Here is a 14,949-nt window from a genome sequence, read left to right as displayed (position 1 = left end):
AAAAAAAGCTTCTTGCAAGGTAATATGCAAGAAGCTTTACGATTACATTTTTTTCAGTTTTTCATATTCAAGCTGCAGACGTTCAATACGTTTACGGCCTTCCTCTCGATTTCTTGCTGTTTCTGCTTGAATTTGCTTCGTTTCTTGAATACCAGACATAATTGTTTGCCATGTCGTTTCAATTGTTTCGATTTTAATGCTTGGGCTACCAGCCGCACGCGCGATATTAACACTATTTTTACTAATATTTTCTGCATTTCGTACAAGCATTTCATTCGTACGACGGTCTAATTCACTCATTGAATCTGAAATAAGCTTTTGGCGTTTTAACGTCACCGCATGGATAAGTCCTTGCTTAAATATAGGAATTGTCGTCACAAACGCAGAGTTAATTTTAGCAATTAAATGGTTATTCCCTTGCTGCATTAATCGAATTTGTGGAGCAGATTGGAATGAAACTTGTTGCGCCATTTCTAAATCATAACGACGTTGTTCTAGTAAATCAACGGCACGTACCATCGTTTCATATTCCATTGCCGCTAACTGATCACCAGTTTGTGATTTTTGTTCAAGTGCTGGTAAGGATGAACGTACTTCATCTGTTTTCACTTCAATTGCCGCAATAAATTTACTTAAAGTTTGGAAGTAATTTAAGTTTTGATCATATAAATTTTCAAGATCAATGGTATTACGTTTCATTTCACCTTCGTATTTTTGAACCTCGCGGAAAATGACATCCACTTCCTTGTTCATGCTGTCATATTTGGATAGAAACTTTTCTAATTGTTCCTTTCCTTTACTAAACAGCTTAGTAAGGAAGCCACCTTTTTTATCCTCCGCAAAATCTTTGGGATCAAATTTATCCATAATTCTATTTAAATTATTTAATAATACACTTGATTCCTCAAGCTTGCTTGTTTTCATCGTTGCTAGCATTTTATCTGAAAAAGTAGAAATACCATTCGCAGTTTCTTTTCCAAGCTCTAGCATAGCAATTTGGTCTTTCACATCAATTTTTTGTGCTAATGCATGAACCTCAGGATCTTGCTTTAAAGCAAGTTGATTTTGAGCAATTTGTGATAGCTCTTGCTCAGAAACAAGTACTGGTTTTTTTGGCTCTTGCTCTACCTGCAATAATGGATTAGGCTGTAGTAATGGATTTTCTGATGCAAATGGATCCTTTGATTTTAATAGGTCGTTGTCGAATTCAGACATAAAAATTTTACCCCCTGCGATTTATCTCTTTTATTTACATACGATTCCAAGCTGAAAAAGTTTCATTTTAGTCAAGTTTTACAAAACAAGAGTCACTGAACCCTCATGATGCTCTAGTTGAAAGCTAATGAGATATATTAGAACTATTGACAAAAAGCTTTAATTGCTCACGATTATTTAAGATTTTTGCCCAACTCATCACGCATAGGTAGCTGCTGCTCAAGTTTCACAAAGAACTGTTCTCTCTCCTCTTGTGTTGCTAGGCGTTGACTAGGTGATTTTTTTAATGCTTCAATCATTCTTGAATAACAAAACTTCACCCTATTCTATAAATTATAGCTTGTTTCATTTGGAAATTCGACTTTATCCACGAAATACTTTACATAGTTTTCTAACACTAGTATATTTAGGCTTTATCCCCATGACCTAGGGTTGGTTCCTGCTCTGATTGTGCGCCATAACGATGAAAAAAGCAGCTACTTAATGTAGCTGCTTTCATCATCATGTAGTCACTTTTAGGACAGTTTTAATTTTCTTAATAACGCCACCTGAACTATATGTTAGCACGCTGCGTTTATAGAATGAAATACTGAATAAATAAGCAACAATAATTGTCGCTATTAAAATACCTAACGATAGAAGTGGTACCATTACGCCAATATCAGTAGCCCCGATACGCATCGGCATAATCATTCCTGATGTAAATGGAATATAAGAGAATATCTTAATGATAAGAGTATCCGGATTCCCCATTCCTGATAACATAACATAGAAACCAATTAATGTAATCATCATGGCTGGCATTAATACTTGACCTGCTTCTTCAACTTTAGACACTAAAGAACCGAATAATGCGCCTACAATTAAATAAAGAATAATTGTTAATAGTAAGAATAGCACGGCATATATCACATAACCAATCGATAATTCACTAACGATACTAGCTGCCATATCCCAAATAACACCGTTCTTCGCAAATTTCGCATAGATTAGGAAGACAACTATAATCATACTCATCTGTGTTAATGCGAGTAATAGTACACCAGCAATTTTTGCTTTAAAATGGGTAGCTGGTTTTACACTTACTAGTAGCATTTCCATTGCACGTGAACCTTTTTCAGTCGCAATTTCCGTTGTAATCATAGATAGGAATGTAGAAATAAAGAAATAAATTAAAATACCAACTGCATAAGATACAAATTGTCCTGATTGTTTTTCTTCTTCGCTTTTACCACCTGTAGACTCTGTATTTAAGTTTTTATCAGTAATAATCGTTTTGGCATCCATAATTTGAGCTGCTTGGTCTGGCGTTAATGATAACTGTTGTACAGCATAATTTTGACCAGCAAGTTGAAGAATCGAATTTATCGCACCTTGATCATTTAATTTCAATGGAGTGAAAGTGGCAATTTCAGCATGTAGCTGTCCATCTTGATCTGTTATTTTAACGATTGCATCTAGCTTTTCGTCTTTGACCTTTTTCTCTAGTTCCGTTATATTCGATTCATTTTGTATAAATTCCATATCGCCATTCGATACAAAGAGACCACTTAAATCAGCTGTCGTTTCATTGACGATTGCAATTTGTTGCGCTTGATCATCACCCGTAAAAAGTTCTTTAATATCTGACCAAAAAACTGCAACAGACATCCCAAGTATATAAATGCATGTCATTACAACAAAGGATTTTGATTTTATTTTTGATGTGTAAAGCTGTTTCATTAATAAATTAAACTTCGACAACGTTGCCACCCACCTTATCTTTAAAGATCTCATCTAACGATAAATAATCTAAGCTGAATTTTTCTATATATTTACCATTGGAAAACTTCTCGAAAATGCTTTGTGCATAGCTCTCATCCTCTAGAGTGAGCACAGTTTGCTCTTTCTCCACTCGAACATCTTTGACTCCCTCAAGCGTCAACAATTGAGTTGTCGACCATTCTGTACGTACTGCCAATCTAGTTTTTCCGTATTGTTTCTTTAAATCTAGTAGACTGCCTGAAAACAGAGAGACTCCTCGTTTTAATAGACAAAGATGATCGCATAGCTCCTCTACATTATCCATCTGGTGACTAGAGAACAAAATCGTTGTGCCCTGTTCTTTTAAATGCAATATTGCATCTTTCAGTAAATCTTTATTCACAGGATCAAGTCCACTGAATGGTTCGTCTAGTATTAAGAACTGCGGTTTATGAATAAAGCTAGCAATCAGTTGTACTTTTTGCTGGTTCCCTTTTGACAAAGTTTCAGCCTTATCTTTGCGTCTTTCTTCGAGCTCAAATCGGTTAATCCAATAATCAATCTCCTTCTTTAACACCGACTTCTTCATACCACGTAGCTCGCCAAAAAAGTAAAGCTGATCCTCTACCTTCATCGTCGGAAAAATGCCTCGTTCCTCTGGTAAATAGCCAAGTACATCACGGTTGATGGCATTAACGGATTTGCCATCCCACGTAATCGTACCCGCCGTTGTCTCCTGTAAATCTAGAATCATTCGGAACGTCGTTGTTTTACCGGCTCCATTTTGTCCAATCAGCCCAAAAATCTCCCCTTTTTCAATGGTAAAATTTAAGTTGTCGACTGCTGTGAAGTCTTTGTATTTCTTCGTGACATGTTCTAATTGTAATGTCATCCTTTTCCCTCCTACGCTTCAAATATATGTAATTCCTGTTGTAGTCCTTTTTTACGTCTTTCAACCTTCAAAATTTGCATACACATAATTATTACGACTACAAAATTCAAGAATGATAATCCCGTATTTAAGAATCTTTCCGTTGATTCACCAAGTCCAATATAAAGATTGATAAATCCAATTAATAAATTAAGAAATGCTACGGATATAAAAAGACGGCTTATTGATTTTAAATACTTTATTTTCGAAGAACTATCTGAAAATAATTCAAATGGACCTTCTGATTTCTTTTTACGGTAATAAGCCCATACTCCAAATTTTGAAACAAACTCAATATTCATCGTGTCTAAAAAGTCATAGTATTCCTGGTTTTTGCCTTTGACTAGTTCATTGCGATAAATATATTGACCAGGTTCTCCTTTTTCAAAAATAAAGTATCCCACCGTTGTACGCTTTAGATGCCAACCTTGTTCCGCCATTTCATTTACCCATGCTTCTTCCTTTTCATAATCAAGAAAAAAACGATACACTCTTTTTTTCATAAAGTCCCACCTCCAATCTTTAATCGTATAAAACTGATGCGAACTCCTGGTTAAATATGCGCCTTGATAATAGTTTTATAACTATTGATTGTTTTTTCTGATTTCCCAGAAAATAATTATGAGGCAAATACGAAATCCCATACTTATGTAGCTTTCTAATTGGCATTAATGCAAAATTGAACAGTCTACTATACTAATCTGTAAACAGATTCAAATCCTTCTTCAATTTATTGCGCACACGAACAAGTTTTAATAATGGAATAGAAAAAAACACGACTACAAGAATATTAGTGATATTCATTGATAATTTCATCCAGTCTATTGCGTGTGTTGAAAAAATCCCACTCAGACCAATTAGTCCTATAGCCAAATTAAGAAGGATAAGCGATAGTAGCACGGAAATTCTTTGGGACAGCTTATTAATTTTATTTTTCTTATCAGAGTAAAGTTCAAAAGGTCCATCATTTGCTAGTTTCCTAAAGAAGACGAAATTGCCAGAACGATCTACCTGTTCAATTCCTGAGGACCTCAGAAATTCAAAGTATTCGTCTTCATATGAGGCACCATATCGCTCTAATTCATCATGCCGATAAATATAGCTACCTGGTTCTCCACGTTCGAATGTAAAACGTATCCAAGCGAACTTTTTTAAATGCCAACCTTGTCTTGCCATATCGTTAACCCATTTCTCAATATCATACGGGTTAACGGCCAATCGATATTTATCCATTTGTTCCATCCACCTTCGTTATACGGATGCCGTTGTCAAAAAGTTCCCTTAATCTTAAAATTTCGTATTCAACGACTTTTTTTCCACTCTCTGTAATGATGTACTCCTTTTTTCGTCCATCACCTTCTAGCGCCTCAATCCATCCTCGCTCGAGTAAAGTTTTGATTGCTCCATAAATCGTCCCCGCTCCAAGCCGAACACGACCATCACTCATTTCCTCTACCAATTGCATGATGCCGTAACCATGTCTTGCATCAAATAAAGCTAATAAAATATAATAAACGCCTTCTGTTAATGGCGGATACTCTTGCGTCATACAAATCCCCCTTTTTTATATCGTCCAACAATATATCGTCAGCTGATATAATTAAAATATATCAGCTGACGATATAGTTGTCAACGCTATTTTTCCATAAAAAGTTATTAATTATACCTCGGCATAATTGCCTTCGGAAGCTTTTGCCGCTACGTTACACTACGCTTTCGCACAAAAAACATCTGTTGCCCCAAGCGGCTCATCGGACGCCCCCAGGAAGCTTTGCTCTGTGCGAAAGCGAAGCGACAGCAACAAAGCGCTCAGTCGGAACGGAAATCACCCCCTCATTTTGCAGGAGAGCTGTACATTAATATGACACCTTAATTCGTAATAGTTTTGACAAATGAGTGATATTCGCCTATTTTGTTCTACACTTCTAATCAACTCTTCATCACTGTTCACCAATTCGCAAAATACCGGCAAGTTGTTTATTTAAGGTACTTACGCTATCCACAAAATCTTGACGATACCATTGAATGATTAGGCCAATAATTGCGTTTGCTTGATACGCACTATAATACTCAATGGATATCTCATCATGTACATTATTATGGAGTGCGATATCTCTTTTTAGCAGAGCAAAAATTCCATCAAATAACATGTAATAGTATGTCAGCGGCACATTCTTGGAAAAAACAATACGATAGAACATTTTAAAGCGCTCAATATGATGAAAAATACGAATAGTATTTGGATCTATTTGGTTTTTATCCAATGTTGTTACTACACGATACGGTTCTTCATAGGAATTATTCAAATCCCTCATAATTTCCTGAAAGTATTCCTCAAATAGGCCTTCCTTTTGCTCATAGTGCAAGTAGAAGGTACCCCTATTTACCTTTGCCACCCGACAAATTTCTGCGATTGTAATGTTTTCTAAAGGCTTCTCACTCAATAACGTTAGTAAAGCATTATGTAATGCTTGCTTCGTTTTGACAACTCTTAAATCGTTAGCACTCAAATTTTCTTCCCCTTACTAAACAGATTTTTTAGATGTGTTGATTACTGAACAGTTCTTAGTATTTTGCGCATTGAAATCGCTTACAAAATCATTATATTATTTTAATGAACACATGTTCAATATTTAACATTTTATATCCTCGAAATCACTGGAACAAACGCTGGTGAAAGAACATAAATTATAGGAGGTTTTTGAGATGAGATTAGAAGATAAAGTAGCTATCGTAACAGGTGCAGCGTCAGGTATGGGTAAAGCAATTGCAGAAGGTTATGCCAAAGAAGGAGCAAAGGTCGTAGTTTCCGACTTAAATTTAGAAGGTGCACAAGCAGTTGTTGAAAGTATCCAAGCAACTGGTGGCTCAGCGATCGCTATTCAAACAAATGTTGCATCAACAGAAGACTTACAACGCTTATTTGATGAAACAAAAAATGCTTATGGCAAATTAGATATTCTAGTGAATAATGCTGGTATTATGGATGGCATGGAGCCAGTCGGTGAAGTTTCTGATGAACGTTGGGACAAAGTATTCGCGGTGAATACAACTGCCGTAATGCGTTCGATGCGTATGGCAACAGAGATTTTCCTTGCTCAAGGACATGGAGTTTTTGTAAACAATATCTCTGCTGGTGGTTTATATGGCGCTCGTGCTGGGGCTGCCTACACTGCTTCTAAGCATGCTGTTGTTGGTCTAACAAAAAATACAGCATTTATGTATGCAGATAAAAATATTCGCTGTAATGGTATCGCTCCAGGTGCAGTGATCACAAACATTGCTTCTTCCATGACAAATGTGAGTCAAACAGGTGTAGCTCGTCAAGCACTAGGTTTAGCTATAAACCCACGTGCGGGACAACCTGAGGAAATTGCTCAGCTCGCTATATTACTTGGCTCAGATGAAGCAAGTTTTGTCAACGGACAAGTAATTACTGTAGATGGTGGCTGGACAGCTTACTAAGCTTCAACATACGAAAAAGCACGCACATGAAATCCATTGTGCGTGCTTTTGATCATTTTTATTTAAATTTTTCCCGCTCTTCTTGCTGGGAATAAGCATCCTATAAAAACACCAATTAACGCTGGTAATATCCATCCTAAGCCCATGTCGTAAAAAGGTAAAAAGTTGGAATAAGCTTTTTCAATCGCATCAAAAATACCCAATTTCGCTGCAGGAATACTACCCACTAACGCTTTATAACCATCAATTACACTAATAAAAATTGTAAAAATCATAGCAATCGCATATACCGTTTGTTTATTTTTAAATAGTGATGAGCATAATGCAAGGACAATTAAGACAATTGCTAGCGGGTATAAGAACATCAGCACTGGAATGGCAAACTTAATAATATTCGTTAATCCGAAGTTGGCGATTGTAAATGACACAACGCACAATAAAAAAACAAACCATTTATAGCTTAATTTCGGGAACACTTCGTGGAAAAACTCACTACAAGATGTGATTAAGCCAATACTTGTCTTTAAACAAGCAAGGACAATTATAACTGCTAATAAAATAGCCCCGTATGATCCAAAATAGTGATCTGCCACTGCGGCAAATATTAAGCCACCGTTATCAAATGTACCAACAGCATCAATACTCGATGCCCCCATATACGTTATTAAACCGTATATTAACGTCATTAATGCCATGGCGAAAATACCAGATTTCCACGTTGCTTTAGCAATTTCCTTTCTATCTGATATTCCTGCGCTTTTAATCGCGTTAATTACAACAATACCAAAAGCTAATGAGGCTAAAGCATCCATTGTGTTATAGCCTTCTTTAAAGCCTGTCATAAATGCCGAATCAATATAATCTCCGATTGGCTGCTGGAAATGGCCCATCGGTTTTACAATACTAATAATAATTAAAATAAATAACACAATCAAAAATGCTGGTGTTAAATATTTTCCGATATAATCCATAATTTTCGCTGGATTCAATGAGAAATAAAAAACGATGGCAAAAAATACGAAACTAAATAAAGCAAGTAAAAGTGTTGTGTGCTCCGCTTGTATATACGGTTCAAAGCCAACAACAAACGGAACTGTCGCTGTACGTGGAATCGCAAAAAAAGGACCGATCGTTAAATAGAGAGCTAACGAAAAGATGACACCGAATAACGGGTGGACACGGCTCGCTAAGTCACGCAAACCGTCACTACCTGATAAACCGATAGCTAAAATACCTAGAAACGGTAAACCGATAGCTGTTACTAAAAATCCAATTAAGCCAAACCAAAAGTTGGTCCCTGCTAATTGTCCAAGCTGAATTGGAAAAATAAGATTCCCTGCTCCAAAATACAGTCCGAAAAGCATTGTGCCAATGACTGCATATGTTGAAAAAGGTATTTTCTGTTGCATTTTGATGTACTCCTTAGATGTATTTAACCATTGCAAACAATTTATATGAAGAGATTTCTCATTACAATTCCACTATATTAACATAGCATTTATTTAAAAAACAATAGTTGTTTTTTCTTTTTAAACTAGGCTACACCTAACCGAAATTCATCTCCCACTTTCACTGGTGCTGTCACACACCTTCGCGTTTGGAAGTGAGGACTTCTTTCGGGGGGAAATAGAGAAAACGAAAAGAGCTGTCTGCTGACAGCTCCTTAGTTTGCTACAGACCAATCTATGTGATCTAAAAACTTGTATACGTCCTCATACACTTTTTCACGTTCTTTATCTAATGTAATAATATGACCAGAATTTTCATACCAAATAATCTCTTTATCATCAGTTTCTACAGTGTCTAAAATGAATGGTGCACTTTCTTGATAAAGATCATCATCTAATGAACCTTGCAGTATTAATGTAGGTGCTTTAATTGTAGATAATTCATCGCGTGTTTCTGTAGTTAAACGTGTAACACCGTCTAATGAATCCTTTGGTGTAATACGTAGTTCATGTAATTCAGAAATAATTTGATCTTTTGATTTATTTTCAAAATGTTTATATAAACGAGCGTAATGATAAAGTCGAGTAAATAAACCTTTAGAATTGTCGCGTGTTATAGGTGCACACATTGCAACAACTGCTTTAACTGGAAACGTCTCCGCTACTTTTAAAGAAAATACACCGCCAAGTGAAATCCCTGCTACAGCAATTTCCTCATAGCCTTTACTTTTTAAGAAGTTATAACCTTCCACAACATCGTTCCACCAGTCTTCTGGTCTTGTTTCAAGTAACGCTTCTGGTTCTACACCATGCCCACTATAAATCGGTGCATGAACCGTATAACCACGTTTTGATAAAAATTCTCCTAGCTTTTTCACATCTTTTGTGCTACCTGTGAATCCATGCAATAATAGTACGGCTTTTTTGCCTCCCTCAATAGTTAGAGGTTGTGGCTTAGTTAAATTCATTTTATAGTATCCCCTTCACGGAAATTTGTAATTGTGTAATTTATGTGTCTATCTTAACACCCTTTATTCATAATGTACAATTTATAGTTTTTATCATATTAATGTGTTTCATGCATTAACGATGTGAGGTTAATGACTGTTATATAACGCTTTTTGTTACTTTTTTTTTCACATTTCATTTTTAAGTGCAAAGTTTTTAAAATCTTTTTTTCCAGCATTAACGGGCAATAATTTATCTGTATCAAAAACGAAGTCAAAATTCTGTGAATTCAAAGAAATTAGGTGAGGGATGAACTGCCCATAAAAGCCCGATTAGTGAAGATTAATAATGAGTGGGAAAAATCCCACTCATTAAAGTTTCACTTTATGTGCCTATACTTCCTACTCTTTTACCGTTATAATGCTGTTAACTCAAAAATAACGAGAATAGAGGTGAAATAATGGAATGGCAACAATTGGAATACTTTGTCACAGTAGCAAAGCTTGAGCATATGACTCGTGCAGCTGAAACATTAGCGATCTCTCAACCAGCATTAAGTCGTTCGATTTCAAAGCTTGAAGAGGAATTAGGAGTACCCTTGTTCGACCGTCAAGGACGTTCGATTATGCTCAACCGATATGGCGAGCTTTTTTTGTATCGTGTCCAACGCATGCGTAAGGAATATGAAAAAGCCGTTCTAGAATTACAGGAGCTCAATAATCCAGAGCTAGGAGATGTATCACTCGGTTTTTTACATACACTAGGGACTAGCATCGTACCTGATTTGATTCGCGCTTTCCGTCAGAACCATCCGCATATACGCTTTCACTTTACACAAAATTACTCTCATTCCCAGCTTAAGCAATTACTCGCGGGAGAGTTAGACCTTTGTTTACTTGCATCGATTGACACGGAGCCGCCTGTTTGCTGGAAGGAGCTGTGGCGTGATGAGCTTTTTATTATGGTGCCGATCGACCATCCCTTCGCTAACCGGACAAGCATTAAAATGAAGGAACTTGAACATGAGAATTTTGTTCTGATGAAAAAGGGTTACGCAATGCGCCGTACAGCTGATAAATTATTAAATGCTGCAGGTATCAAACCGAAGATTACTTTTGAAGGTGATGAGGTATCAACAGTTGCTGGTTTTGTAGGTGCTGGGCTTGGCGTCTCGTTGCTACCTGTGGATGAAGACTTGAATCCGAATAAATTAGCTAAAATTCGTGTAGAGGATATGGTTTGTGAACGGATAATAGGTATGGCTTGGATTGAAAATCGATATCTTCCACCTTCAGCAAGGCAATTTCAACAATTTGTATTCGATTTTTACGAAGAAAAGTAATGGCAAGCCACTATCATTCATAAAAATTGTGCCCAAGTGAGTAACAATGGTTACTCGCTTTTTTTACGAAGAGCGTTCCATAAAGATAATTTTCAATTTTCTTGAACAACAATAAACCACCTTCTCCAAATGAAAGGTGGTTACTGCAAAGATGCTACTTTATTTCACTACATATTTTAATTGATACGAATACATATCTGTTGTATCTCCATTAAGCTCAAAAAGCCCCTGTTTTGCAAGGGTCATCAGGCGTTTCTCAACAAACTCTTCACTTAAATAGTCATCAATTGCACCAAGTGTTTCACCGATGATACGCATCGGTATAAGCCATTCTTCATTTAGTTCGGCATGGGCTCTTTCCGCACATTCCATAATAATTGGATCCAATGCGTCTTCCGCTACATGTACAATTCCATCTTGCCAAATTCGCAGTGTACTATGGTTTTGTTTCAGCTCTTCCCATTCCTTTGCAAGTTGCTGACACTCATCAATAGAAAAGCGCTTTGCCTCAGAACGGAGTTTCATGAGCAAATCTGCTGAAAGTTCACCTGATTGACGAATCCTCAAGTTTGGCTGTACACGCTTTAGACCCTCTGTAACATCAATCCCATATACCATACTATATTTATTAATCAATTCGCTCATAATAAGACGTAACCCAATCTCTTCATGAGTACTTTGGCTATACCAAACCCAGACATCGACATCGCACGGTAAACCTGCAATTTTTTTCTTCCATGCCTGTTGAAGATCCTCGTACAACTTACGTTCTTCATTGTCCCTAAAGATATAGGCTTCTAACCAGGTTTTTCGTTCTTCTGCGCTGCTTAGTGGACCAATCGAGAAAATCTCATTGACACTAAGCACTGATTCATCTCGTTGTAAATGATGCTGTCGTATTGCATGCTTTATCGAACCTTGTGTAGATAAGCTAAACGTTATATGTAAAATTGCCATAAATATCCCCCATTTTACTGTTTACTCAGCGCTATTTGTATCCCAATAAAAGTGAAAAGTACGCCTTGAATCATATTTAATCGTTTAGCAATTGCAGGTTTACCAATAATCACCTCCCTTACTTTACCGGCAAAAATGCTAAATAATGAAAATAGCAAAAGCGCTTGTACTAAAAATACAAAACCCAAAATTAACATCTGTAAACTTACATGGCCATTAGAAGGATTTACAAACTGTGGCAATAGTGCTAAGAAAAATAAAGAAACTTTTGGATTTAAAATATTCATTAAAATGCCTTTTCGATATAATGTCATACAGGCTTGTTCATTTTGCTGTTCCAGCGTGAATGGATCACCTTTCGCGCGAAACGATTGCCAAGCTAAATACAATAAATACGCTGCTCCTGCAAACTTAACAATAGAAAAAATAACTGTTGATTGATAAATAATCGCTGAGATTCCTAGAACAGCCGCTCCTATATGAACGAGCAAACCTGTACAAAGACCAAGTGATGTCGCTATACCAGCCTTTTTATCCTGTGTAATACTTTGCGCAAGAACAAATAAATTATCTGGTCCAGGCATAAATGTTAAAATAATTGCTGCTCCTAAAAACGCCAATAACGTTGAAAACGTCAATACTACCCCTTCTTTCCATTACTTTTAAATAGGCTCATCAACCTAACATATGTTTTAACAAAATGTCACACCCAACTTTCGATAATAAACAATTACTTTTAGAAAAGAACCATTATAATGTGGTTTTATTTCCATTATACTACACGACGATTCCCTTTTTTCTAAATTTTCGCAAAAAACATCTAACCAATTATACTTGCTTAAGCAACACTTTTCTCTTTTCATACATTATAATGAATATTATCATAACGTAAAGGTCGTATTGTTTTGGAGAAAGAGGTGTTTGTCGATGGCAGTAAGTGATATTGTAAAGCAATATGAAGACGAGCAAGGAAATGTCTATTATAAAATGAAAACACATGATATCGAAGTACAAGCTACACAAAATTCAGGGTTAGCGCCAGTTATTACTTATTTTATGGGTGAAAAAGAGATTACTGATGATATTCGAAGTTTACGTTTTAGCCCTCGCCCTCCCTCAAGTTATATTCAAGATTACGATGAATTTCAAACTATGCTTTATGCTAAAGAACAACGTGCCATCAACGAACTATATGAACAAATGAGTATAAAACCTAAAAATATGTCTTCAGGAACGCAATTATTATGGAGCTTTTTCGTAATTGTTATAGCGATGCTCCCACTATTAGTCGCAATCTGGTGGTACAATTAAACAAAGTTGTGCTTCCCTCTCAACGTACCCTCGATTGTTTAGTATTACCTACTTATTTATTCGAAACTTTTTATTAACATTCCTAATCAGCTTGACAGACTTGTTAAAGTAGTGCATTCTTTATTCAATTACTTTTTGAGGAATGAGATATCATTCAAAAAAGATATTCTATTATAAAAATAAAAGCGGCGAAGACTAGTACCTAGAAACTACTTGATCAGAGAGCGATGCCCATCGGCTGTAAGGCATTGCACAAGAAAGACTAAAGAACCTACTTCGTAATACGTCCTAGCTAAACTAGGCGCAGTCTCAAGCGTTATGAGCAAAGTGGAATGTCAATGACGTTCAATGTAGGTGGTACCACGGAAAGCAAACCTTTTCGTCCTAATTTATTAGGATGAAAAGGTTTTTTTATTTTTAGCGAATCTTAACAGCTGCTAAAGTTTAAATCATATTGCAAATGTAATGGCAAATTGGAGGTATTGTAATGGAAAGAAAAAGAATCGTCGTCAAAATTGGGAGTAGCTCCTTAACAAATGCAAAAGGTGAAATTGATAAAATACGTTTAATGGACCATGTTCAAGCGATAGCTGAATTAAAAAAAGACGGTCATGAAGTATTACTAGTTTCATCAGGTGCAGTTGCAGCAGGCTTTAAACAGCTAGGGTACCCTTCTCGTCCCGTCACAGTAAAAGGAAAGCAGGCTGCGGCGGCAGTTGGGCAAAGTTTACTTATTCAAATTTACAATGCTCTATTTAGCATTTATGATATTGTACCTGCTCAAATTTTATTAACACGTACTGATTTTTCAAAAAAGGAGCGCTATAAAAATGCCTATGCTACATTTGAAGAATTATTTGAGCGCTCCATACTACCAATCGTTAACGAAAACGATACGGTATCTGTTAGCGAATTAACCTTTGGAGATAACGACATGTTATCGGCACTAGTAAGTGGTCTTGTTCATGCCGATCAGCTCATTATCTTAACAGACATCAATGGTTTGTATAACGCCAATCCAAATAAAAACCCACATGCCAAACGGATTGATCGTTTAACAGAGGTATCTGATGAGATGCTTGGTTTTGCAGACGGTGCAGGCTCGAAGGTCGGTACAGGTGGTATGGAATCCAAATTACTGGCAGCTCGAGCAGCTTTAAATGCAGGTGTCAAAGTGTTTATTGGAACTGGGCACGGTGCTAAAAAGCTTGTCGACATCTTGGAAGGACATGGTGATGGTACGTATGTTGAGCATGATGCGCTTGCTGTTTTAACAAATAATAAACAGTGGATTGCACTCACGGAAGTATCTGGTAAAATTTTTATAGATAGCGGTGCTGAGCATGCCTTATTGGCAAATGGGAAAAGCTTGTTACCCGCTGGTGTATACCGTGTCGAAGGCGACTTCGAAAATGGAGACGTTGTCGAGGTCCACAGTGACAAGGGACTGCTTGGTCGTGGTGAGGTCTTATATTCTTCTCTGGAGTTAGCACATGCGATGGGAAAACGTACAGATGAGTTAGCGAATTATCCTATTGAGGTCATACACCGAGATAAATGGCTAAAAATTCAAACAAATTAAGGAGGAA

16 protein-coding genes are annotated in these 14,949 nt (G+C 36.6%); 4 read left to right on the top strand and 12 right to left on the bottom strand.

Annotation, left to right across the window (positions count from 1 at the left end; translation table 11 throughout):
* Positions 1-42: 42 nt before the first annotated feature.
* The 8 genes from ACIQZA_RS19235 to ACIQZA_RS19200 form a co-directional block, all read right to left on the bottom strand.
* Positions 43-1,215, bottom strand: a complete 1,173-nt coding sequence (locus ACIQZA_RS19235; RefSeq protein WP_402883419.1) for a toxic anion resistance protein — start codon at positions 1,213-1,215, stop codon at positions 43-45.
* Between the two features lie 173 nt (positions 1,216-1,388).
* Positions 1,389-1,514, bottom strand: a complete 126-nt coding sequence (locus ACIQZA_RS19230; protein ID WP_403009948.1) for a hypothetical protein — start codon at positions 1,512-1,514, stop codon at positions 1,389-1,391.
* Positions 1,515-1,716: 202 nt separating this feature from the next.
* Entirely contained in the window at positions 1,717-2,967 is a 1,251-nt protein-coding gene (locus ACIQZA_RS19225; RefSeq protein WP_403009945.1) for an ABC transporter permease, read from the bottom strand.
* Positions 2,945-3,850: an ABC transporter ATP-binding protein gene (locus tag ACIQZA_RS19220; protein WP_402883421.1), complete on the bottom strand. Its 906-nt coding sequence runs from the start codon at positions 3,848-3,850 to the stop codon at positions 2,945-2,947. The genes ACIQZA_RS19225 and ACIQZA_RS19220 overlap by 23 nt, the downstream gene beginning before the upstream one ends.
* 11 nt (positions 3,851-3,861) lie before the next feature.
* Positions 3,862-4,392, bottom strand: coding sequence for a DUF2812 domain-containing protein (locus ACIQZA_RS19215; protein WP_402883422.1), 531 nt, complete (start codon positions 4,390-4,392; stop codon positions 3,862-3,864).
* A gap of 193 nt (positions 4,393-4,585) precedes the next feature.
* Positions 4,586-5,122, bottom strand: coding sequence for a DUF2812 domain-containing protein (locus ACIQZA_RS19210; RefSeq protein ID WP_402883423.1), 537 nt, complete (start codon positions 5,120-5,122; stop codon positions 4,586-4,588).
* Entirely contained in the window at positions 5,115-5,438 is a 324-nt protein-coding gene (locus ACIQZA_RS19205) for a PadR family transcriptional regulator (RefSeq protein WP_402883424.1), read from the bottom strand. Before ACIQZA_RS19205 ends, ACIQZA_RS19210 begins: the two co-directional genes overlap by 8 nt.
* 391 nt (positions 5,439-5,829) lie before the next feature.
* Positions 5,830-6,399: a TetR/AcrR family transcriptional regulator gene (locus ACIQZA_RS19200; RefSeq protein WP_400935801.1), complete on the bottom strand. Its 570-nt coding sequence runs from the start codon at positions 6,397-6,399 to the stop codon at positions 5,830-5,832.
* A 196-nt stretch (positions 6,400-6,595) separates the two neighbouring features.
* Between ACIQZA_RS19200 and ACIQZA_RS19195 the strand changes: the two genes are divergently transcribed.
* Entirely contained in the window at positions 6,596-7,354 is a 759-nt protein-coding gene (locus ACIQZA_RS19195) for an SDR family oxidoreductase (RefSeq protein WP_402883426.1), read from the top strand.
* 62 nt (positions 7,355-7,416) lie between these two features.
* On the opposite strand, the gene brnQ is transcribed toward ACIQZA_RS19195, so the two are convergent.
* Positions 7,417-8,763, bottom strand: a complete 1,347-nt coding sequence (gene brnQ, locus ACIQZA_RS19190; RefSeq protein ID WP_402883428.1) for a branched-chain amino acid transport system II carrier protein — start codon at positions 8,761-8,763, stop codon at positions 7,417-7,419.
* 254 nt (positions 8,764-9,017) lie between these two features.
* Positions 9,018-9,770 (bottom strand): alpha/beta hydrolase, encoded by a 753-nt coding sequence (locus ACIQZA_RS19185; RefSeq protein WP_142510838.1) that lies wholly within the window; start codon positions 9,768-9,770, stop codon positions 9,018-9,020.
* Between the two features lie 440 nt (positions 9,771-10,210).
* Between ACIQZA_RS19185 and ACIQZA_RS19180 the strand changes: the two genes are divergently transcribed.
* Positions 10,211-11,092, top strand: coding sequence for a LysR family transcriptional regulator (locus ACIQZA_RS19180; protein ID WP_142510837.1), 882 nt, complete (start codon positions 10,211-10,213; stop codon positions 11,090-11,092).
* Between the two features lie 159 nt (positions 11,093-11,251).
* On the opposite strand, the gene ACIQZA_RS19175 is transcribed toward ACIQZA_RS19180, so the two are convergent.
* Positions 11,252-12,049, bottom strand: coding sequence for a DUF1835 domain-containing protein (locus ACIQZA_RS19175; protein ID WP_402883429.1), 798 nt, complete (start codon positions 12,047-12,049; stop codon positions 11,252-11,254).
* Between the two features lie 14 nt (positions 12,050-12,063).
* Positions 12,064-12,687: a LysE family translocator gene (locus ACIQZA_RS19170; RefSeq protein ID WP_402883431.1), complete on the bottom strand. Its 624-nt coding sequence runs from the start codon at positions 12,685-12,687 to the stop codon at positions 12,064-12,066.
* Positions 12,688-12,976: 289 nt separating this feature from the next.
* Between ACIQZA_RS19170 and ACIQZA_RS19165 the strand changes: the two genes are divergently transcribed.
* Entirely contained in the window at positions 12,977-13,360 is a 384-nt protein-coding gene (locus ACIQZA_RS19165) for a sodium:proton antiporter (protein WP_402883432.1), read from the top strand.
* Positions 13,361-13,847: 487 nt separating this feature from the next.
* Positions 13,848-14,942 carry a glutamate 5-kinase gene (gene proB, locus ACIQZA_RS19160; RefSeq protein ID WP_142510833.1) on the top strand — a complete coding sequence of 365 codons (1,095 nt, stop codon included), beginning with the start codon at positions 13,848-13,850 and terminating at the stop codon, positions 14,940-14,942.
* Positions 14,943-14,949: the final 7 nt, after the last annotated feature.

Source organism: Lysinibacillus sp. NPDC096382 (assembly GCF_044762845.1).
GTDB lineage: Bacteria > Bacillota > Bacilli > Bacillales_A > Planococcaceae > Lysinibacillus.
This window is presented reverse-complemented; position numbering and strand designations above follow the sequence as displayed.

Bases quoted from the DNA above. Each gene is read 5' to 3' on its own strand.
- ACIQZA_RS19235 (WP_402883419.1), bottom strand. From the start codon at position 1,215: ATGTCTGAATTCGACAACGACCTATTAAAATCAAAGGATCCATTTGCA.
- ACIQZA_RS19230 (WP_403009948.1), bottom strand. From the start codon at position 1,514: ATGATTGAAGCATTAAAAAAATCACCTAGTCAACGCCTAGCAACACAA.
- ACIQZA_RS19220 (WP_402883421.1), bottom strand. From the start codon at position 3,850: ATGACATTACAATTAGAACATGTCACGAAGAAATACAAAGACTTCACA.
- ACIQZA_RS19215 (WP_402883422.1), bottom strand. From the start codon at position 4,392: ATGAAAAAAAGAGTGTATCGTTTTTTTCTTGATTATGAAAAGGAAGAA.
- ACIQZA_RS19210 (WP_402883423.1), bottom strand. From the start codon at position 5,122: ATGGATAAATATCGATTGGCCGTTAACCCGTATGATATTGAGAAATGG.
- ACIQZA_RS19205 (WP_402883424.1), bottom strand. From the start codon at position 5,438: ATGACGCAAGAGTATCCGCCATTAACAGAAGGCGTTTATTATATTTTA.
- ACIQZA_RS19195 (WP_402883426.1), top strand. From the start codon at position 6,596: ATGAGATTAGAAGATAAAGTAGCTATCGTAACAGGTGCAGCGTCAGGT.
- brnQ (WP_402883428.1), bottom strand. From the start codon at position 8,763: ATGCAACAGAAAATACCTTTTTCAACATATGCAGTCATTGGCACAATG.
- ACIQZA_RS19185 (WP_142510838.1), bottom strand. From the start codon at position 9,770: ATGAATTTAACTAAGCCACAACCTCTAACTATTGAGGGAGGCAAAAAA.
- ACIQZA_RS19180 (WP_142510837.1), top strand. From the start codon at position 10,211: ATGGAATGGCAACAATTGGAATACTTTGTCACAGTAGCAAAGCTTGAG.
- ACIQZA_RS19175 (WP_402883429.1), bottom strand. From the start codon at position 12,049: ATGGCAATTTTACATATAACGTTTAGCTTATCTACACAAGGTTCGATA.
- ACIQZA_RS19165 (WP_402883432.1), top strand. From the start codon at position 12,977: ATGGCAGTAAGTGATATTGTAAAGCAATATGAAGACGAGCAAGGAAAT.
- proB (WP_142510833.1), top strand. From the start codon at position 13,848: ATGGAAAGAAAAAGAATCGTCGTCAAAATTGGGAGTAGCTCCTTAACA.